The organism is Frondihabitans sp. PAMC 28766, from assembly GCF_001577365.1.
Classification (GTDB): Bacteria; Actinomycetota; Actinomycetes; order Actinomycetales; family Microbacteriaceae; genus Frondihabitans.
The window spans coordinates 1054156-1072057 of sequence record NZ_CP014513.1 but is presented as its reverse complement, the minus strand read 5'-3'; the positions used below and the strand labels follow the sequence as shown (position 1 = coordinate 1072057).

Sequence of the window (17902 nt, the reverse complement as noted above, 5' to 3'; positions counted from 1 at the left end):
CGGCCGCGTCACGGGCGCAGGATGGAACCATGGACATGGACAGGGCCGAGCTCGCCGACTTCCTCCGCCGCCGCCGCGAGGCCCTCCGGCCGAGCGACGTCGGCCTCGGCGACGGCGCGCGCCGCCGCACGCCCGGCCTCCGCCGCGAAGAGGTGGCGATGCTGGCCGGCATGAGCGTCGACTACGTGTCACGCCTCGAGCAGCAGCGGGCGACACAGCCGTCCGAGCAGATGATCGTGGCCATGACGCGGGCCCTGCGGCTGACACTCGACGAGCGCGACCATCTCTTCCGGCTCGCCGGGCACAACCCGCCGGCGCGTCTCGGGTCGAGCGGTCTCGTCGACCCGGCCATCCTGCGCATCCTGGATCGCCTGCACGACACCCCCGCCGAAGTCATCGACGACCTCGGCAACACGCTCGTGCAGAACGCGGCGGCGCAGGCGCTGATGGGCGACGACTTCCGGTTCGACGGCCTCGACCGCAGCCTCGTGCACCGCTGGTTCACGCACCCGCGCGGCCGCGACATCTACCCCGAGCGCGATCACGACCACCAGAGCCGGATCCAGGTCGCCGATGTCCGTCTCACCGTGGGCCGGCGAGGCGCGCAGGATCCCCGCGTGCGAGCCATCGTCGACAGCCTCCTGTCGCAGAGCGCCGAGTTCCGCTCTCTGTGGGAGCAGCACGACGTGGCGGCCCGCCACGCCGACCAGAAGACGCTGGTGCACCCCGAGCTCGGCGAGATCGAGGTCTACTGCCAGATCCTCACGCCGAACGACGAGTCGCAGCGCCTGCTCGTCTTCACGGCCGAGCCCGGCTCGGAGTCGGCTGCCAAGCTCGACCTGCTCGCCGTCGTCGGCCGCCAGGAGTTCGCTCGCTGAGGCTCGTCGGCAATTCAGGCTCAGTGCCCGATCCGACGCCGAATCGGGCTCGAATCGGGCACCCGGCCTGAATTCCCGACTGCGCGGAATCCTCGGTGCACGGCAACTTCCCCCGCAGACGAGTCCCGACGTCGGCGAGCTGAAGCGTGCGCGCCGCCCCTGGCCACCCACGGCCAGAAGCGCGCACGCTCGGAAGGTTGCCGCGCGCCGAAGGCGCCTCGCGCCGAAGGCGCCGCGCGGCGAGGGGGCGATTGCTAGCGGCGGGCCAGAGCCGCTGCGCGATCGGCCTCGGAGATGAGCCCGGTGCCGTCCCAGCGCTGCCGCAGGTAGCGGCCGGGGCCCTTGGCGACGCTCAGCAGCTCGGTCCAGCCGACCTTCGACACGGCCGTGGCCCAGTCGGTGCCTGACGCGAGCTGCGCAGGATCCAGCGCCGCCGGCGTAGAACCGCTGGTCGCCGGGCCAGCGCCCGACTCGAGCGATCCACCGCGCTTGGCGGCCAGCCGGCGCACGGCGTCGGGGGCGCGGCGGACAGCGACCTTCATCATGGCGGGGGTGAGTGCGACCTTCGTCAGCCACGCGCCGAGGCCCGAGCCGTAGCCGACGGCCTGGGCGCGGAGCGCGTCGAGGTCGGAGCGGTGACGGTGCCAGACGAGAGCGGAGGGCTCGACGACGAGCGCATCGCCCCGGAAGAGCACGCGCGTGAAGATGTCGAGGTCTTCGCCGCCGCCGGTGCGGCTGCCGACGCCGAAGGCGGTGTCGAAGCCGCCCATCTCGAGTGCGACCGTGCGGCGGAGAGCGAAGTTCGCCCCGGTGCCGAACTCGCCGACCGAGAAGGGGAAGGCGGGCAGGTCGGCGGGCGGCTCGGCGAGGCGGAACTGGCGGGCGACGATGTTGCCCGACCAGCTGACCCGGTCGTCGAAGTACCGCTGGACGGCGGTGCGCAGCTCGCCGCTCGGCACGAGGCCGGTGACGAGCGAGACGTCGTCGGCGCGGGCGAACCCGGCGACGAGCCCGGTCAGCCAGTGCCGGTCGACGATCACGTCGTCGTCGGTGTAGGCGACGATCTCACCCGTAGCAGCCAGCAGGCCGGTGTTGCGGGCGCGCGAGAGACCGGGGACGGGCTCGGAGACGGCACGGACGCGCGGGTCGGCGAACTCGGTCCTGATGAGTTCGCGGGTGGCGTCGGTGGCGCCCGCATTGTCGACGACGACCACGTCGAACGCCGGGTAGTCGAGCTCGAGCACGGAGGTGAGAGCGGAACGCAGCTGGTCGGCGCGGTCGCGCGTGCAGACGATGACGGTGACCGTCGGCAGGCGCACGGGCTCGGGCGCGATGTCGACCGGAGCGAGGCGGTCGATCTTCGCCGCGAGGTCGTCGACCGAGACGGCGCCGTCGATCACTGGCAGCTCGACGAAGCCGAGCACGGCACGGCCCCGGCGCACGAGCAGGCGGGCGACCGAGTAGCCCTCGGCCCCTCCAGCTCGATCGCGCTGCCGGCGAGCCCGGCGAGCTCGGCGGTGTCGACCGTGCCGATCCAGACCGCACCCGACCACTCGGGGGCGGCAGGGCTCGACATCGGCCGCGCGAGGCGCAACGCCATCATCGGCGCACCAGAGACGTCGACTCGAGCTGGCGCGTGACCGAGCCCGCGTCGGACGCCTTGGCGTTCGAGACGGCGCCGAGGCCGTAACCGGCGACGGTCGCCGTGACGGTCAGAGCGATCGCGGCGGCGCGCTTGCCGCCACCGCGGCCGAGCTGGCGCAGTTCGCGGAAGAAGGCGCCGGGCAGCACCCGCGTCAGGTACGACGACTCGCTCGAGAGCGAGTCTCCGCGGCCGAGCGTGCGGCTGAGGACGGCCTTCGAGACGCCCTCGTAGAACGAGCGGCGGCGCAGGTAGCCCCAGGTGCCGCGGTCGGCGGAGACGCGGTGATTGACGAGCGACATCGGCTCGAAGACGATGCGGGCCGACGGGTCGGCCTGGCGGATGCGGATGCAGAGCTCGGTCTCCTCGCCGCCGAGCGGGATGTTGCCCACGCGGCCGACGGTCGACGAGAAGCCGCCGACCGAGAGGATCGCCTCGCGACGGAAGGCCATCGAGCAGCCGATCACGTTGCGCACGTCGGCGGTCTCGGTGGGGAGGCCGCGGTACGAGCAGCCCACGATCCAGAGCAGCTCGTCGGCGTAGAGCCTCGGGCCGCGAGCGTCGGGCCAGACCGGCTCGGCGTAGCCGCCGACGCCGGCGACCGACGGGTCGTCGAACGAGTCGAGCATCCAGGTCAGCCAGTCGGGGTCGGCGGTGGCGTCGTCGTCGAGGAACGCGACGATGTCGCCGGTCGCGATCGCGACACCGGTGTTGCGGGCGCCGGAGAGCCCCTGCGCCTCGGAGTTCTCGACCACGACGAGCTCGGGCCAGCGGGCCTTCGCCAGGCGGAAGAGCTCGGTCTCGTGGTCGATCACGACGACGACCTCGGTGGTGGCGCTCTGGGCGCGCGCCGACTCGACGGAGTCCTGGAGATCCTGCCAGCGGCGCTGCGTGTACGCGCAGACGATGACGCTGACCGTGAGGGTGCCGGTGGCCAACCCGATGATGCTCGTCACGCGACTTCCTGCTCGGCGTCGATGCGGATGGGGGCTGTGACGGCCTCGTCGGCCATGATCGCCGGCTGGTTGCGGACGGCGGCGAGCGCGGCGTTCTCGCGACGCTTCTCGTCGAAGATCGTCTTGAGCACGCGGATGCCGTCGCTGATGGCGTTGAGGTTCGACTCGCCGTGGATGCGGTTCTTCTCGAAGCTGGGCACCTCGGTCACGCGCAGTTTGGCGGCGGCGAAACGGCAGGTCAGGATCGTCTCGATCTCGAAGCCGTCGCCCCACAGCATTCCGCCGGTGGCCGGCATCGGCAGGCTCGAGTCGAGCAGCTCGATGGCGGGCAGCACGTCGCGCCAGAACGCGTTGTAGCCGTAGCAGAGGTCGGAGTACTTCGTGCCGAGGATGATGTTGCAGATCAGGTTGAGGCCGAGGTTGCCGCCGGAGCGGAACAGGGTGAGGTCTTCCGAGCCACCGCCCTTGCGGAAACGCGAGCCCTTGGCGACGTCGGCGCCCGTGACGAGGGTCTCGATGAAGGCGGGGATCTCGGCCGGGTCGGCCGAGCCGTCGGCGTCGAACATGACGATGATGTCGCCGGTCGCTGCCTCGAAGCCGCAGGCCAGGGCGTTGCCCTTGCCCTTGCGGGTCTGATTGATGACCTTGATGCCGGGCAGGACGCGCTGAGCGGTCTCGACGGTGCCGTCGACCGAGTTGCCGTCGACGAGGATGACCTCGTGGACCTGGGGCAGCTGGGGCAGGATCACCTCGAGGTTCTTGGCCTCGTTGCGGGCCGGAACGATGATCGAGATGGTGGGGTTGGACGAGCGCAGGCAGGGCGAAGAGTCATGAGGGGTAAGCCAATTCGGGTAGGCGGGTTGTTCGGGGCGGGATGGCAACTCGGGTGTTGCGGGTGCCCGTTGTCGAGCGTTCGGGTGGTGCTCGACCGGAGCAGAGCCGGCCTTGGGGAGGGGCCGACCCGGTCTACGTTACGACTTCGGCCTGAGACCGTGTTCGTTTCGCTTCGGGTGTGGCCAACCTAATCGCGTGGCGAGAACGGGCAATACCCCCGCATACGAGGGTCACGCCGGAGGCGCTCCGAGCGTTAAGTCCCCCGTTACGCCGACGCCGACAGGGGTTCGAACCCCTGTCCCCCATGATGCGGACAAGCGGGGTTCTCCACAGGCCCGTACCCCGATTCGGCTGGTCACCACCTGAGGCCGCCTCCGGGCTATCGTGAACACGCGACGACGCTCACTGTCGCGCACGTCGGCCTCCGGGCCACGAGTCCTCGAACGGGTTCCCATGTCGCCCAAGACCGCTCCCGCCGAGCCCGTCTGTCTCTGCGGGCACGTGAAGGAAGCGCACGAGCACTATCGGCGGGGGTCCGACTGCAGCCTCTGCGACTGCCGGCGCTTCCGGCCCGCGCGCTGACCGGTTCTCGCAGCCGGCACGAAACGACTGACGACCGTGTCCGCATTTGTGCGGACACGAGCCCGCCGGGTGTCCTCCAAAGTGCCGACACGGTTCGCGTTTGTACCCCGCAAGTTATGGACGCGTCGACAGGCGCCGGATCCTGATGTCTCTCGGGGGCCACCGGCGAGACACTTTCTCGTCGCCGATCGTGCCCCCCGAAATCACCTCGGGCACACCGAAGAATTCACCGGTTCGTCAGCCGGCCCCACCCGAAGTGGGGGTGTCTCGCACGTCCAGCGAGGCGAGGACCTGTCCCGATACCCTCGTCGCATGAGTCGTCACCGGGTGCTGCGGCCCCTCGCCACGGGCCTCGCGCTCGCCACCGTTCTCTCGGTGGCAGGATGCAGCGGGGCCGCTTCGACGACCGGTCACGACGCCGTCGTCCCGGCCTCGCTCTCGGTCGAGGGCTACGGCGTGCCCGGCGCCGCCACCCTGAAGGCCATGTCGCGCGACCGGAAGGCCCTCGACATCGTCGGCATCTCGAGCGTCAACCTCACCACCGACGGAGCCGGTGTCGCCGCCTCGTCGCAGGAGGCCCTGAAGACGGCAGCGTCCGCCAAGGCCGATCACCTGAAGTCGGAGCTGCTGGTCACCAACATCGACCCGTCGCAGGGCGCGTTCAGCGATTCGCTGGCGAGCGCGATGCTCTCGAGCGCCGAGAACCGCTCGTTCGTCATCGCCGGGCTCGCCGGCGAGATCGAGCACGGCGGCTACGACGGGGTGCAGATCGACTTCGAGTCGCTCTCGAAGGCGGACAGCGACGACCTCGTCACGTTCGTCTCCGAGCTGCGGTCGACACTGCCGAAGTCGGCAACGATCTCGATGACCCTGCCGGCGGTCGCCGCGGCGAGCGACTACGCGGGCGCGGGTTTCGACCTGAAGAGGCTGAACCCGCTCGTCGGGCGGTACGTCCTGATGGCGTATGACGAACACGGCACCGGCTTCACCGCCGCCGGCCCGGTCGGCGGCCTGCCCTGGACGCGGCAGGCGGTCAGCGCTCTCACCTCGCAGGTCAGCGCGAACAAGGTCGACCTCGGGGTCGCCGGCTACGGCTACACCTGGACGAGCGACGGCCGTGGCGGGGTCGTCACGGCGGCTGCTGCTCGGAAGCAGGCGGGCAGCAAGGCCCGCTGGGTCGCCGCCCAGGGCGAGTGGACCGCGACGTTGTCGAACGGCACGGTGATCTGGTGGTCGGACGGCGAATCGTTGACGGTGCGTTCGAATCTGGCGAAGTCGTCCGGGCTGCATGGTGTCGCCCTCTGGCAGATGTCATCGGGCGACAAGATCACCCGCGGCTGACGACCCGTCTCTCCCCTTCTCCTCTCTGCTCTTGGCGCGTCGCACCCTCACGTCGTAGAGTCTCGATCTATCGAACATACGTTCGAACGAGAGGAGCGAGGTGGAGACCATGACCCGGGTCGACGAATCCGTGACCGTGTGGGTGTCGGACGACGGCGTGCCTCAGCGGATCGTGTGGCGTGCGCGACGCTACCGCGTCAGCGACGTGCCGACGCGCCTTCAGCCGACCTTCCCCGGCTGGCAGACCGAGACGGCGTTCGACCCGGCGATCACGCACCCGCCGGAGCCACGCGAGTCGTGGCGCTTCCAGGCCACGGGAGACGGCGGCGAGACGTTCGTGTTCGACGTCGGGCTCGACCCGTACAGCGCGCGGTGGCGGCTGCTGCGCACCTACGCCTGACCCCTCTACTGTCGATGACATGAGCACCGCGCCTGCCACCCCCGCCGCCTTCTTCGAACGCCCCACGCTCGTCGGCGACCGCGTCGCCCTCGAGCCGCTCGCTGCGACCCACGCTGCGGATCTCGCCGAGGCCGTCGCGGTCGGCGACCTGTGGCAGACCTGGTACGCCACGCACATCGCCTCGCCCGACCGGATGCCCGACGACATCGCGTCCCGTCTCGAGCAGCACGCCGCGGGGCTGTCCACCCCCTGGGCGATCGTCGACCGCGAATCACAGAAGGCCGTCGGCATCACGACCTACCTCAACATCGAGCCGACCAATCGCCGCCTCGAGATCGGCTCGACCTGGCTCGGCCGGTCCTACCAGCGCAGCGGCATCAACACCGAGGCGAAGCTGCTGCTGCTCGGCCGCGCCTTCGACGACCTCGGCTGCATCGCCGTCGAGTTCCGCACCCACTGGCACAACCAGCAGTCGCGCGCCGCGGTCGCCCGCCTCGGCGCCAAACAGGACGGCGTGCTGCGCAACCACAAGGTGTGGCCCGAAGGCACCATCCGCGACACCGTCGTGTTCTCGATCATCGACGGCGAGTGGCCGACGGTGAAGCGCTCGCTCGAGCAGCGCGCCGCCCACCGCAGCTGACCGTGGCGTCGTATCGCGTCACCCTGACGATCGGGCGCCTCGCGCCGGGCGTCGACCCCGAGTCCGTCCTTCCGACGGCGGCCGGCGCGGCCTCCCGGACAGCCGTCGTCGAGGCGCAGGATGTCGCCGTCGTGCGCGGGCAGGCCCGCCTCACCGTCCGCTTCGGTGCCGACGACGACCGCAGCGCCTCGCTGGTCACCGACGAAGTGGCCGCCGAGACGACGCGTGTCGCCGAAGTGCTCGCGGCCGCTCTCACGCGTCGCGACGGCTCGCGTTGGTCGCGGTTGCCCTACTGAGCGGCGTGCCGCGCTTCGGCGTCAACCGCTGCAGCGGCCTCCGCCTCCTCGCGCAGCCGGATCTCCTCCTCGACCTCTGCGACGGCTTTTCTGAAGCGCATCATCTGCGGGTCGCTCGGCGGCGGCTTGCGCTCTCGCATGGCCCTTCGATCCAGGTTCTTGACCACGACCGCCACGAGATGAATCGACCGCTCTCGGCGCGTGCGAAGCGACGAGAGATCCCGCTCATACAGGTCGACCATCACGTTCCTCCGTCACATCATCGCCCCGCACATCTGGCCCATCAAAGACCGGTGACAAGCCTACGATACCCGATATACGCATATCGTCATCCATCACCCATGGCATCTCGTTGAGTGCTTCCATGACGATCGCTCCCAACTCGCTGACCCGACCATCGGAGTCGACGAGCCGCTCCGCCGCCCACGTCCACCGCACCCACAACTGCTCCCGCCGCGTCACCTCGTCGAGGCGCCGGCGGGCGGCCCGCGCCTCGAGCAGGCCGCTGATCAGCGAGGCGGCCCCGATGACGGCAGCGAGGGCCGAGAAGACGAGCGGAGGGGCACGCCCCCCGGAGGGAAACATCGAGGGGCGCACCGTCGCCTCCGCACGGAACACCGCTAGGGTCGGCGTCCGGCCTCTGGAAGAACGACTCCGATTCGGGCGGAGCCGCGGCGACCACGATGGAAGTTACGCCACCGCTCGCGCTTCGCTCTCAGGAAGCCCACGGGTCGACCCGCCCGATCAGGGCGTCGCGGGCAGAAGGCCGAGCTCCATCGCGAGCGTCACGGCGCGCGTCCGATCGCCGACCCCGAGCTTCTCGAAGACGTGCAGCAGGTGCGTCTTGACGGTGGCCTCGCTGACGAAGAGCGAGGCCGCCGCCTCACGGTTGCTGTTGCCGCGAGCGACGAGTTGCAGCACCTGTGTCTCACGCTCCGTCAAGGCCACCGCGGGCGTCGGGGGCGCCTGGCTCGCAGCGACGGCGCGCACCAGGGTCGCGGCGATCGACGGCGCGAGAGCAACCTCGCCTCGCGCGACCGAGCGCACCCCGGCGAGGATCTCGGCCTCCGGTGCGGCCTTCAGCAGGTATCCCGATGCCCCGGCCTCGATGGCCCGCAGGATCGCGTCGTCGGTCTCATAGGTCGTGAGCAGCACCACGCGCACGCCCGGGTCGGCACGCACGATGAGAGCGGTCGCCTCGTCGCCGTCGAGCTGCGGCATGCGGAGGTCCATGAGCACCACGTCGGGCCGGAGCTCGTGGGCGAGCCGAACGCACTCCCGCCCGTCGACGGCCTCGCCGATCACCTCGACGTCGTCGGCCGACGCGAGCAGCGCCACGATGCCGCTGCGCACGATGGGGTGATCGTCGGCCACGAGCACCCGGATCACGACCGGACCACCTCGGCCGACGAGGCCCCGGCGCCGACGGACGCGAGGGTGGCTGCGACCGTGGCCGTGAGCCGAACCCCGGCCCCGGGCGCGGTCTCGACGTCGAGCCGCCCGCCGACGACGGCGACGCGCGAGCGCATGCCCGCGATTCCGAAGCCGTCTTCGAGGGCATCCGGCGAGAACCCGCGGCCGTCGTCGCGCACCTCCAGCACCACGTCGGCTCCTGAGCGTCGGAGAGCGATGGCGACCGTCGACGCCTCGGAGTGCTTGCGCACGTTGGCGAGCGCCTCCTGGGCGCAACGCAGCACGACGACCTGGGTCTCTTTGGGCAGTGCCGCGGTCGGCCCGTCGCCCGGCACCGTGACCTCGACGTGCAGCCCGGTCTCGCGTTCGAATCGCCGCCCGAGGCGCAGCAGCGCGGCGTCGAGCCCGGCGTCGAGGTCGACCGGGGCGCCCGCCGCGACGAGCGTACGCGTCTCAACGAGTGTCTCGCGAGCGGTCTCCTCGATGAGCACGAGCGTCTCGGCCGCGGCCTCGGGCGAGTCTGCGGCGAGCTCGCGACCGGCCCGCTGGGCGAGGAGGACGACGCCCGTGATGCTCTGCGCGATCGTGTCGTGCAGTTCGCGCGCGAGACGCTCGCGTTCGGCGGCGGCGCCGGCTTCGCGCCCGAGCACTGCCACCTGCTGCTGGGCGGCGCGCAGCTCGTCGAGCAGTCGCTGTCGCTCGATGCTGAGCTCGAAGATGCGCGAGATCCAGATGCCGAGGCAGAGGCTGCCGACGAGGCTGCACCCTTCGATCAGCGCGACCTCGACGATCGACTGCGCGCCGCTGCCGAAGAAGACCAGCATGCCCGCAGCGATCGCGGCGACCAGGGCGACGTTGACGACGACGGCGTTGCGGGTGCGGCGGATCTGAGTCCAGAGCAGCGGCATCGCGATGCACTGCACGAAGGCCATGTTCGGGTCGCCCGCGGCGCCGACACCGGCGCAGAGCACCATGACGGGCAGGAAGACCACCGCACCCCTCGTCGACGTGAAGCCGTGTCGGCCGACGACGACGTAGGCGACGACCAGGATGCCGACGGCCACCAGCGACAGAGCGTCGCGGGGGGCGCCCTGGACGAGGTTCGCGGTGAGGATGCCTGCCAGCACGGCCATCGTCGCCGCGAACAGCAGATGCCACCACCCGTTGCCGCGCATGTCAGAAGTATCGTCGCTCCGGCCGCACGCCACGAGTCACGTGTCCTTGCGGATCCAGCGGAAGGTCGCGATCGAAGCGACCAGCCCGACGACGAACCAGATGCCCAGGGCGACGGCCACCCCGCCGAGGTTCCAGGCGTGGCCCTGCTCGAGCGTCTGGAGCGAGTCGGGAAGGAAGACCGAGCGCATGCCCTGCGCCATCCATTTGAGCGGGAAGATCGAGGCGACGTTCTGCAGCCAGACGGGAAGCATCGAGAACTGCAGGTAGACCCCCGAGATGAACTGCAGCACGAGCACGATCGGCACGATCACAGCGGTGGCGCTCTTGCCCGAGCGGGGCAGCCGCGAGAGCGCGATGCCGAGGACGGCGCTGGTGACGATGCCGAGCAGGTAGATCCAGACCAGGGTGAGCCACTTGGATCCTGCCGTCGGCAGCGCGACCCCGAAAGCGAAGTGCGCGATGACGATGAGCAGGGCGATCTGCAGCACGCTGGTGACGAGCACGCGGCCGAGCTTGCCGATGAAGTACGACAGCACCGGCAGCGGCGTGCCGGCGAGCCGTTTCAGCGTGCCGTCGCCGCGCTCGACGGCGATGTCGACGGCCAGGTTCTGGACGCCCGAGAGCAGGATGCCCGCCGAGATCATGCCGGGCAGGTAGAAGGCGGCGGCGCTGATCCCACCCGAACCGTCGCGATTCGTGCCGAAGTTGCCCGCCGAGCTGAAGGCGACCGAGAAGATCGTCAGCATGATGAGAGGGAAGAGGAAGGTGAAGAGGATGGTGTCGCCCTCGCGGAAGTACACCCTGGTCTCGTAGCGGGCCCGGTCGATGCCGAGCGCGATGGCGTTCATGCGGCCACCAGCCCGAGATAGACGTCTTCGAGGCTGGGGCGCACCACTTCGAGCCCGGCCAGCTCGCCGCCGGCCTCGGCGTGGAGACGCGCGACGAACTCGGTCGGAGTAGTCGTTCGCTCTTCGTGCTGGCCGCGGCCGTCTGTCCAGCGGACCACCGGCACGCGGGCCTCGGCCCCGCCGATCTCGTCGATGCGACCGATGTCGATGAGCCGCCCGCCGGCGATCACGCCGGCCCGATCGCTCAGCTGCGCGGCCTCGTCGAGATAGTGCGTGGTGAGCAGGATCGTCGTGCCCTCGCGTTTGAGGCCCCGGATCAGCTCCCAGAACTCGTGCCGCGCCTCCGGGTCGAAGCCGGTGGTCGGTTCGTCGAGGAAGAGCAGCTCGGGTCGCCCGATCACCCCGAGGGCCACGTCGACCCGGCGGCGCTGGCCGCCCGACAGCGACTTGATGCGCGTCTTCGCCTTCGCGGTGAGGCCGACGGCGGCGATGGTCTCGTCGACGTCGCGCGACCGCGGGTACAGGCGGGCGAAGTGGGCCACCTGCTCGCGCACGGTGACGTTGCCACTCTCGCCGCTCGACTGCAGCACCATGCCGAGTCGGGCTCGCCAGTCGCGGCCGGCCGTCTGCGGATCCTGCCCCAGCACCTGGACGTCGCCGCCGGAGCGATCGCGGTAGCCCTCGAGGATCTCGATGGTGGTGCTCTTGCCGGCGCCGTTCGGGCCGAGCAGAGCGAACGTCTCGCCGAGTTCGATGTCGAACGAGACGCCCTCGACGGCCACCGCGCGGCCATAGGCCTTGTGCAGGCCGCGGACGCGGACGCCGCCACCGCTGCCGCCCGTGATCGGAGTTCTTGTCATGGCAACAGCATGACGACGCGCAGGCCGGAAAAGAACGGCTGATCGGTCAGATCGGCATCAACCGATCGGTGGATGCCGCGCGGCGAGAGTGCGGACAGGAGCACCCACCAGAGGTGCCGGGCGAGGCGGTGAACCCTCGCACCGGCAGCTCTCCCCGGTGGTGCACCGGCTCCTCCGTGCCGATGACACGATAGAACCATACTGTTCGGTACTTTTCTACCCCGCGGAGCACCGGTGACGCCGCGTGACGACGGGTCAGCGCTGAAGGGCACGCAGCGCCACCACAGCGGCGAGGCGCTCGGGCCGCACGATGCCCGGCAGGAAGATCTGCCACATCTCGGCCACGCGGTCGGCCGCGTCGGCTCGCTGCGTGAGCGAGTTCGAGACGAGCTGCACGCCGGTGAAGAGGCTGATCAGGAACCGCGACAGGGCGTCGGGGCTGTAGGCGGCGACCACGTCGCCCTCGGCGATCGCCTTGCCGAACAGGTCGGCATAGAGCGCACCCCAGGTCTCGTAGGGCTCGTCGATGTCGAGCCGGGCCACGAGCTCTTCGGTCGTGAGCTTGACACCGGCCGCCACGACGACGTCGGCGACTATCCGCTCGGTGAAGGCGCGGATCAGCAGGATCAGCGTCTCGAGCGACGACACCTCGAGGCGCAGGATTCGATCGGCCCCCTCGGTCATCACCCGCGTCTCTTCGGCGATCACCGCGTTGGCGAGGTCGTGCTTCGAGGCGAAGTGGAAGTAGAGCGCCCCCTTGGTGACCCCGGCCTCGACGGCCACGCCGTCGAGCGTCGTGCGCGCGTAGCCCCGCTCGGCGAACACGGTTGCAGCGGCCAGGACGATCGCGGCACGGGTGGCCTGAGCTCGCTCTTGCCTCGGCGCGCGCCGCCGAGGGGGCTTCGGGGTGCTCGGCACGGATTGCTCCACCGTCATGAGGATGATCGCGCCCCCGCCCACAGTTCGATCTGTGCAACGTCAATACTAGCCATATCGCCCCGGTCGCCCGGCGACCAATACGCTGGGACGGACCGAAAGGCACCGATGCACCCGACGAGCCCCCTGCAGTTCGAAGCCGTGGACGCGAACACGATCCCCGCTCTCGAAGAGGTCCGCGACGACGTCTGGGCTCTCGGCCTCGACATGGACGGCGATCACATCCCGTTCTCTCTGCTCTACCTGCTGCGAGACGCCGACGATGCGCTGCACGTCGTCGACCCCGGCACCGACTCACTGGCGAACTTCGCCCGGGTGCAGCACGCGGTCGAGGCGCTCGGCGGCACGCTCGCCGACATCCGCACGATCACCGTCACCCACCTGCACCCCGACCACCTCGGCATGGCGGCACGCCTCCGCGACGCGTCCGGGGCCGTCGTCGCCACGAGCGCGCCAGAAGCCGAAGCTCTCGGCCGGCTCAACGACACCCGCCTGAGCCCAGCCGACGTCACGGCTCTCGCCGACGCGTGGGGCGTCCCCGCCGACCGTCGCGCCGAGCTGCTCGATGCTGCGGGCCGCGCTCCCGACTACCCCGCGCCGCACATCGACAAGGCCTATGTCGACGGCGAAACACTGCCGATCCCGGGGTTCGCGCTGACCACGGTCGTGACGCCGGGCCACACGCCGGGCCACCTCTGCCTGCGCGACGAGGCGAGGTCGCTCGTGTTCACGGGCGATCACATCCTGCCCACCATGTTCGCGGGGCTCGGGCTCGGCGGCCCCACCACGACCAACCCGCTCGCCGACTACGTCGCAGGATGCGAGCGCGTCGCCGAGTTCGACGACCACGAAGTGCTGCCCGGGCACGGATACCGTTTCACGGGGCTGGGCGAGCGCGCTCGCGAGTCGGCGGCGCACCACCTGCGGCGCACGGCCGAGGTCGAGGGCGAGCTGGCGTCGCACCGTGGCGCCTCGGTCTGGGAGATCGCGTCGCAGCTCACCTGGACGGCGGGGTTCGCGAACCTCGCGGGCTTCTTCCTCTATTCGGCGCTGTCGCAGACGGCGATGCACCGCGACTACGTGCGGCAGCGGCGGGAGGCCTGACGCGGGCGCGGGCGCTGTCGCGGGCGCTGTCGCTGTCGCGGGCCTCGCTGCGGGGTCAGACGCCGAGCGCGACGGCGCCGCGGGTGAGCTCACGCTGCACCGCCAGGGCGAGCTCACGCAACAGCACGAGGTCGACGCTGTCGGCCGTGCGAGGCTGCGAGTCGGTGACGCAGAGCGCCCCGATGCGGATGCCGTCGGAGGTCTGCACGGGGTAGCCCGCGTAGAAGCGCACTTCGGCACTCGCGCCGAACCGGGTGTCCTCCCAGACGTCGGGCACGATCAGGGGGCCGCCGCCGGTGATGGTGACGGCGCACATGGCACCCTCGCCGGGGAACTCCCGCGTCGTCGTGCCCGCCACGGCCTTGTTCCAGATGCGATCGCGGTCGACCACCGAAAAGGCGGCCCCTGACGTGCCGAGCAGGATTCGCGCGCGCTCGACGATGTCGTCGAAGCGCTTCTCGTGCGGGGTGTCGAGGATTCCGAGGATTCGGATCGCTTCGAGGCGGTCGTCGTCGGTCTGCGGCCGGTAGCGCAGCGGGCAGTCTTCGCGGCCGCGCGAGAAGTGGTCGTCGAGCACGGGGGCGAGGTGGCTCGTGATGGTCGTGGCGATGAGCTTGAAAAGCTCGGTCGCCGGAATCTGGCTCGTGTGGTCGACGACCTCAGCCGCGCTGCGGTCGCGACTGACGATCATCCGCACACCCGGCAGAGACTCGCAGAGCTCTCGGGTCACGTCGTTGAGGCGCTCGGCGTGCTCGTCGACGGCGCTGCCCTCGCGAAGCGAGAAGTACTTGATCGACGACGGGCGGTGGATCGCCTGCACGACGATCTCGGCACCGTCGTGGCGCAGCTCGACGATGCGGTCGAGCAGGGCGCTCATGTCGTGGCGCCAGCGCCGCACGCTCGTCATGCGCAGGGCGTCGCTGAAGCCGATCACGATGACGATCGCGTCGTAGGTCACGACTCGCTCGACGGGCAGGTAGTCGACCGCGTTCTGCATCGTGATGAGCGGGTCGGAGACCACGTCGGCATCGATGCCTCGCCCGGTGACGGCCGAGACCTGCCGGGCCAGCTGGCCGGGCAGGGCGAGCTCGTGGCTGCGAACGCCCCAGCCGACGGCCGCACCGTTGCCGAAGATCAGGATGCGGTCGGGGTCGATGCCGGGTGTGTGCGCCGATGGGGCGTCGTCCGGCCGAGGCATCGACAGGCGACCGCCGAGCCCCGTGAAGCGCCCGCGGAAGAACGGCAGGGCGAGAGAGCGGAGCGACGAGTTCACCTCACGAGCATCACCTGTTCGTCACCCTGCGGCAATCCCCAGGAGGGGGGTGGGTGGGTGCGGGTGGTCGTCAGCGGGACGGCGCGGCGCCTCGGCAATCCCACAGCGACTGGCCGGGCAGCGTCGTCGCGCCCTCGTAGACGTCGTCGGGCACGTAGCCGCAGGTGGCGGTGACCCACGCCTCGACGCGACGCCTCTCGGTGGCGTGAGCACCGGGATCCTGCTCGCTCGTGCCGGTCGGCAACAGGAAGAACCGGCGCTGCCCGGTGGCGACGCCGTGCTCGACCTGCGACAGCGTGGGCGACGGCGTCCGGCCCGAGAAGCCGCCGAGTGACACGACGTCGAGACCCGACGACAGGATGTAGGGCGATGCGGCATCCCACGACGATGCGGTGAACAGCGGCGCGCCTTTCGACACGTGCGCCGCCGTGTAGTCGACGAGGTGGCGCTGCTCGGGCGTCAGGGCGGGCGCCGACGACGCCAGCACCGGCCGGGCGATCGAGAAGTGCTCGAAAGTCGTGCGGTCGACAGCCGAGCCCGGCGCCTGGAAGAAGAAGCCGACCCTGTCGAGGCGCGGGCCGCCGTACGCGTCGTTGGCCGAGCCGGCGAGCGACGGGTCGAGCGTCGAGCCGGTCCAGGCGGCCGGGGCGGCGAAGACCGTCACGAGGGCGAGAACGGAGACCACGCGGCGGACGCGCGAGCCGGGCACGAGCGCGAGGGCACACGTGAGCACGGCGGCGACGGCGATGACCGCGACCAGCCACCCCGGTGCGATCCTGGTGGCCATCAACGTCGCCAGCACCCAGGCCGCCTGCACGAGCACCGTCACGATCAGCACGCGCCCGCCTCGCCGCCGCGCCTCGACGAGACCCGCGCCGGCGAGCACGGCCGCGGGCACACCGAGAGCCGCGAGGTAGGCGGTGTGCGGCACGGTGGCCGCGCTCAGCAGCACGACGGCAACCCCCAGCCAGGCCACGAACACGATGGTGGTCGCCCGCGGCCGCAGCCGGAGAGTCAGCACGATGCCCGCCGCGACGAGGGGGAAGAACCAGCCGACCTGCGTCGTGAACTCCGGCAGCAGCAGCTTCGCGGGGCTCGCCCCGGGCGAATGCGCCCCGATCGACGCCACCACGAACTGCCCGGCCGCCCCGGGCACCAGCCCCGACACGAAGCGGTTGAGCCCGTTGTAGCCGAAGACCATCGAGAACACGTCGTCGTTCGTCGACCCGTCGACGTACGGGCGAGACGCGGCCGGGATCAGCTGCACGACGATCATCCACGACAGCGACGCCAGCACCGCGACGCCCGTCCAGAGCCCCGCACGACCCAGGCGCCGGCCCCACGACCATCCGGCGACGAGCAGCAGCCCGACCACGAGCGCCGGCACGACGAACCACGCCTGCAGCATCTTCGCCTGAAAGCCGACTCCGACCCACAGGGCAGAGACGACGAGCGGCAGGATGCGAGACGACCGGGTCGCGCTCTGCCAGGACACCACCGCGAGCGCGAGGCTCATCGTCAGAAGGCCGTCCTCCATCACGTGCCCGAACATCGACACCATCAGCGGCATCGTCGCGAAGGCGGCGGCGGCCACGAGCCCCGTGGTCTCGTCTCGCCAACGAGCCCCGATCCGGTCGACGGCAATGATCGTCACGGCCCCCTCGATCACCTGGGGCAGCGCGATCGACGTCGGGCTGAAGCCGAACAGCCGCGCCGAGAGCGCCTGCGGCACGACGAAACCCGCGAGCTTGTCGAGCGTGATCGTGCCGGCGGGGTCGAACGCGCCGAACACGAACGCCCGCCACGAGACCGACATGCTGCGGGCGGCCGACGAATAGAAGCCCGAATAGCCCGAGTCGCCGATGTTCCAGGCCGAGACGACCACGAAGAGCACGACGATCACGCCCAGCAGGGCGAGGTGCCGCCGCGGCACGATCACGGCTAGCGGGCGGTTCGCACGAGCAGCGGCCCGTGCCCCGGCAGCAGCGAGAGCCCGCGCCACTGCCCGTTGATCGCGGCGAAGGTCTCGAGGGCGAGGTCGTGGTCGTGGTCGAACATGGGGTGGATCGGCTGCGGCCCGTGCTGCTTCGACACGGCGTGCCCGGTCACGAGCGCGTCGCCGGTGGCCACCGCGTTCGCCGCGGGCAGGAGGTAGGCGGAGTGCCCCGGGGTGTGCCCGGGGGTCAGCTGCGGCACGACCTCATGGCCGCTCAGCGTCAGCGCCTCCCCCGAGACCCAGGCGTCAGGATTCGAGATGGCGACGTCGGCAAGACCGCCCGCCTGGATCGCGTGCCGCACCCACGCGACGAACCGCGGTTTCCAGAGGTGTGGCAGGATCTGCGGCACCCCCACCTGGTAGATGACCTCGCGTCGGATGTTCGGCAGCTCGTCGGCCGCCGCGACGACCCGGGCGTCGGGCCAGCGCTCGAGCAGCCCGCGCACGCCGCCGGTGTGGTCGGAATGCCCGTGGGTGATCGCGATCGTCTCGACGGGAAGACCAGGCGCGAGGGTCTCGAGGGTGTCGAGCACCAGGGGCAGATCGCCCGGGTAGCCGGCGTCGATCAGGCTGACGCTGTCGGGGCCGACGAGCGTCGTCCAGCCGGAGGCAGGCCCCTCGACGAAGTGGACGCCGGGCGCGACCTCGGTGATCGTGGCGGGGTCGGCTGATCGGCCGGTGTGTGCGGGCACGGGGTCTCCTGCGGCGCGCGCGCAGGCGTCGCCGA

Annotated in this window: 20 protein-coding genes; 6 read left to right on the top strand and 14 right to left on the bottom strand. The window is 70.8% G+C overall.

The features are described from left to right. Window positions 1–35: 35 nt before the first annotated feature. Window positions 36–878 carry a helix-turn-helix transcriptional regulator gene (locus AX769_RS05240; RefSeq protein ID WP_066283205.1) on the top strand — a complete coding sequence of 281 codons (843 nt, stop codon included), beginning with the start codon at window positions 36–38 and terminating at the stop codon, window positions 876–878. A gap of 254 nt (window positions 879–1132) precedes the next feature. Here the strand turns inward: AX769_RS05240 and AX769_RS05235 are convergent, their stop codons facing one another. From AX769_RS05235 to AX769_RS05225, 4 genes are read right to left on the bottom strand one after another with little or no spacing between them, the layout of a single operon-like run. Continuing rightward, entirely contained in the window at window positions 1133–2302 is a 1170-nt protein-coding gene (locus AX769_RS05235) for a glycosyltransferase family 2 protein (protein ID WP_157887464.1), read from the bottom strand. After that, window positions 2275–2481 (bottom strand): hypothetical protein, encoded by a 207-nt coding sequence (locus AX769_RS23690; protein WP_157887463.1) that lies wholly within the window; start codon window positions 2479–2481, stop codon window positions 2275–2277. Before AX769_RS23690 ends, AX769_RS05235 begins: the two co-directional genes overlap by 28 nt. Next, window positions 2478–3476, bottom strand: coding sequence for a glycosyltransferase family 2 protein (locus AX769_RS05230; RefSeq protein ID WP_082763498.1), 999 nt, complete (start codon window positions 3474–3476; stop codon window positions 2478–2480). Before AX769_RS05230 ends, AX769_RS23690 begins: the two co-directional genes overlap by 4 nt. Next, entirely contained in the window at window positions 3473–4357 is an 885-nt protein-coding gene (locus AX769_RS05225) for a glycosyltransferase family 2 protein (RefSeq protein ID WP_239451949.1), read from the bottom strand. The genes AX769_RS05230 and AX769_RS05225 overlap by 4 nt, the downstream gene beginning before the upstream one ends. Window positions 4358–5204: 847 nt before the next feature. Here AX769_RS05225 and AX769_RS05220 point away from each other — a divergent pair. The 4 genes from AX769_RS05220 (at window position 5205) to AX769_RS05205 (ending at window position 7569) form a co-directional block, all read left to right on the top strand. Then, on the top strand, window positions 5205–6233 hold the full coding sequence (locus AX769_RS05220; protein ID WP_082763497.1) for a glycosyl hydrolase family 18 protein: 1029 nt from the start codon (window positions 5205–5207) through the stop codon (window positions 6231–6233). A gap of 109 nt (window positions 6234–6342) precedes the next feature. After that, window positions 6343–6633 (top strand): DUF6504 family protein, encoded by a 291-nt coding sequence (locus AX769_RS05215; RefSeq protein WP_082764021.1) that lies wholly within the window; start codon window positions 6343–6345, stop codon window positions 6631–6633. A 19-nt stretch (window positions 6634–6652) separates the two neighbouring features. Further along, the gene (locus tag AX769_RS05210; protein ID WP_066276716.1) at window positions 6653–7273 is read left to right on the top strand and encodes a GNAT family N-acetyltransferase; all 621 of its coding nucleotides are present in this window, start codon (window positions 6653–6655) and stop codon (window positions 7271–7273) included. A 2-nt stretch (window positions 7274–7275) separates the two neighbouring features. Beyond that, window positions 7276–7569, top strand: coding sequence for a hypothetical protein (locus AX769_RS05205; protein WP_066276714.1), 294 nt, complete (start codon window positions 7276–7278; stop codon window positions 7567–7569). Here the strand turns inward: AX769_RS05205 and AX769_RS05200 are convergent. The 7 genes from AX769_RS05200 to AX769_RS05170 all read right to left on the bottom strand — a co-directional run bounded on the left by AX769_RS05200 (window position 7563) and on the right by AX769_RS05170 (window position 12784). Continuing rightward, window positions 7563–7814: a hypothetical protein gene (locus AX769_RS05200; RefSeq protein ID WP_157887462.1), complete on the bottom strand. Its 252-nt coding sequence runs from the start codon at window positions 7812–7814 to the stop codon at window positions 7563–7565. The genes AX769_RS05205 and AX769_RS05200 overlap by 7 nt on opposite strands. Continuing rightward, window positions 7795–8187, bottom strand: a complete 393-nt coding sequence (locus AX769_RS05195) for a hypothetical protein (RefSeq protein ID WP_066276708.1) — start codon at window positions 8185–8187, stop codon at window positions 7795–7797. Before AX769_RS05195 ends, AX769_RS05200 begins: the two co-directional genes overlap by 20 nt. 126 nt (window positions 8188–8313) lie before the next feature. Beyond that, window positions 8314–8958: a response regulator transcription factor gene (locus AX769_RS05190; protein ID WP_066276703.1), complete on the bottom strand. Its 645-nt coding sequence runs from the start codon at window positions 8956–8958 to the stop codon at window positions 8314–8316. Further along, a complete protein-coding gene (locus AX769_RS05185) occupies window positions 8955–10157 on the bottom strand; it encodes a sensor histidine kinase (protein WP_066276701.1) in 1203 nt (400 codons plus the stop codon). The genes AX769_RS05190 and AX769_RS05185 overlap by 4 nt, the downstream gene beginning before the upstream one ends. Window positions 10158–10193: 36 nt before the next feature. Continuing rightward, on the bottom strand, window positions 10194–11006 hold the full coding sequence (locus AX769_RS05180) for an ABC transporter permease (protein ID WP_066276699.1): 813 nt from the start codon (window positions 11004–11006) through the stop codon (window positions 10194–10196). After that, window positions 11003–11866 carry an ABC transporter ATP-binding protein gene (locus AX769_RS05175; RefSeq protein ID WP_066276697.1) on the bottom strand — a complete coding sequence of 288 codons (864 nt, stop codon included), beginning with the start codon at window positions 11864–11866 and terminating at the stop codon, window positions 11003–11005. Before AX769_RS05175 ends, AX769_RS05180 begins: the two co-directional genes overlap by 4 nt. A 255-nt stretch (window positions 11867–12121) precedes the next feature. Next, the gene (locus AX769_RS05170) at window positions 12122–12784 is read right to left on the bottom strand and encodes a ScbR family autoregulator-binding transcription factor (protein WP_157887461.1); all 663 of its coding nucleotides are present in this window, start codon (window positions 12782–12784) and stop codon (window positions 12122–12124) included. A 126-nt stretch (window positions 12785–12910) separates the two neighbouring features. Here AX769_RS05170 and AX769_RS05165 point away from each other — a divergent pair, with 126 nt between their 5' ends. Continuing rightward, window positions 12911–13906, top strand: coding sequence for an MBL fold metallo-hydrolase (locus tag AX769_RS05165; RefSeq protein WP_066276694.1), 996 nt, complete (start codon window positions 12911–12913; stop codon window positions 13904–13906). A 55-nt stretch (window positions 13907–13961) separates the two neighbouring features. Here the strand turns inward: AX769_RS05165 and AX769_RS05160 are convergent, their stop codons facing one another. The 3 genes from AX769_RS05160 to AX769_RS05150 form a co-directional block, all read right to left on the bottom strand. Then, window positions 13962–15179, bottom strand: coding sequence for a GAF domain-containing protein (locus tag AX769_RS05160; protein WP_066276692.1), 1218 nt, complete (start codon window positions 15177–15179; stop codon window positions 13962–13964). Between the two features lie 70 nt (window positions 15180–15249). Next, window positions 15250–17181 (bottom strand): glycosyltransferase family 39 protein, encoded by a 1932-nt coding sequence (locus tag AX769_RS05155; RefSeq protein ID WP_066276689.1) that lies wholly within the window; start codon window positions 17179–17181, stop codon window positions 15250–15252. Beyond that, entirely contained in the window at window positions 17121–17867 is a 747-nt protein-coding gene (locus tag AX769_RS05150; RefSeq protein ID WP_066276686.1) for an MBL fold metallo-hydrolase, read from the bottom strand. The genes AX769_RS05155 and AX769_RS05150 overlap by 61 nt, the downstream gene beginning before the upstream one ends. Window positions 17868–17902 lie beyond the last annotated feature (35 nt).

Bases quoted from the DNA above. Each gene is read 5' to 3' on its own strand.
- AX769_RS05220 (WP_082763497.1), top strand. From the start codon at position 5,205: ATGAGTCGTCACCGGGTGCTGCGGCCCCTCGCCACGGGCCTCGCGCTC.
- AX769_RS05185 (WP_066276701.1), bottom strand. From the start codon at position 10,157: ATGCGCGGCAACGGGTGGTGGCATCTGCTGTTCGCGGCGACGATGGCC.
- AX769_RS05240 (WP_066283205.1), top strand. From the start codon at position 36: ATGGACAGGGCCGAGCTCGCCGACTTCCTCCGCCGCCGCCGCGAGGCC.
- AX769_RS05180 (WP_066276699.1), bottom strand. From the start codon at position 11,006: ATGAACGCCATCGCGCTCGGCATCGACCGGGCCCGCTACGAGACCAGG.
- AX769_RS05165 (WP_066276694.1), top strand. From the start codon at position 12,911: ATGCACCCGACGAGCCCCCTGCAGTTCGAAGCCGTGGACGCGAACACG.
- AX769_RS23690 (WP_157887463.1), bottom strand. From the start codon at position 2,481: ATGATGGCGTTGCGCCTCGCGCGGCCGATGTCGAGCCCTGCCGCCCCC.
- AX769_RS05175 (WP_066276697.1), bottom strand. From the start codon at position 11,866: ATGACAAGAACTCCGATCACGGGCGGCAGCGGTGGCGGCGTCCGCGTC.
- AX769_RS05215 (WP_082764021.1), top strand. From the start codon at position 6,343: ATGACCCGGGTCGACGAATCCGTGACCGTGTGGGTGTCGGACGACGGC.
- AX769_RS05210 (WP_066276716.1), top strand. From the start codon at position 6,653: ATGAGCACCGCGCCTGCCACCCCCGCCGCCTTCTTCGAACGCCCCACG.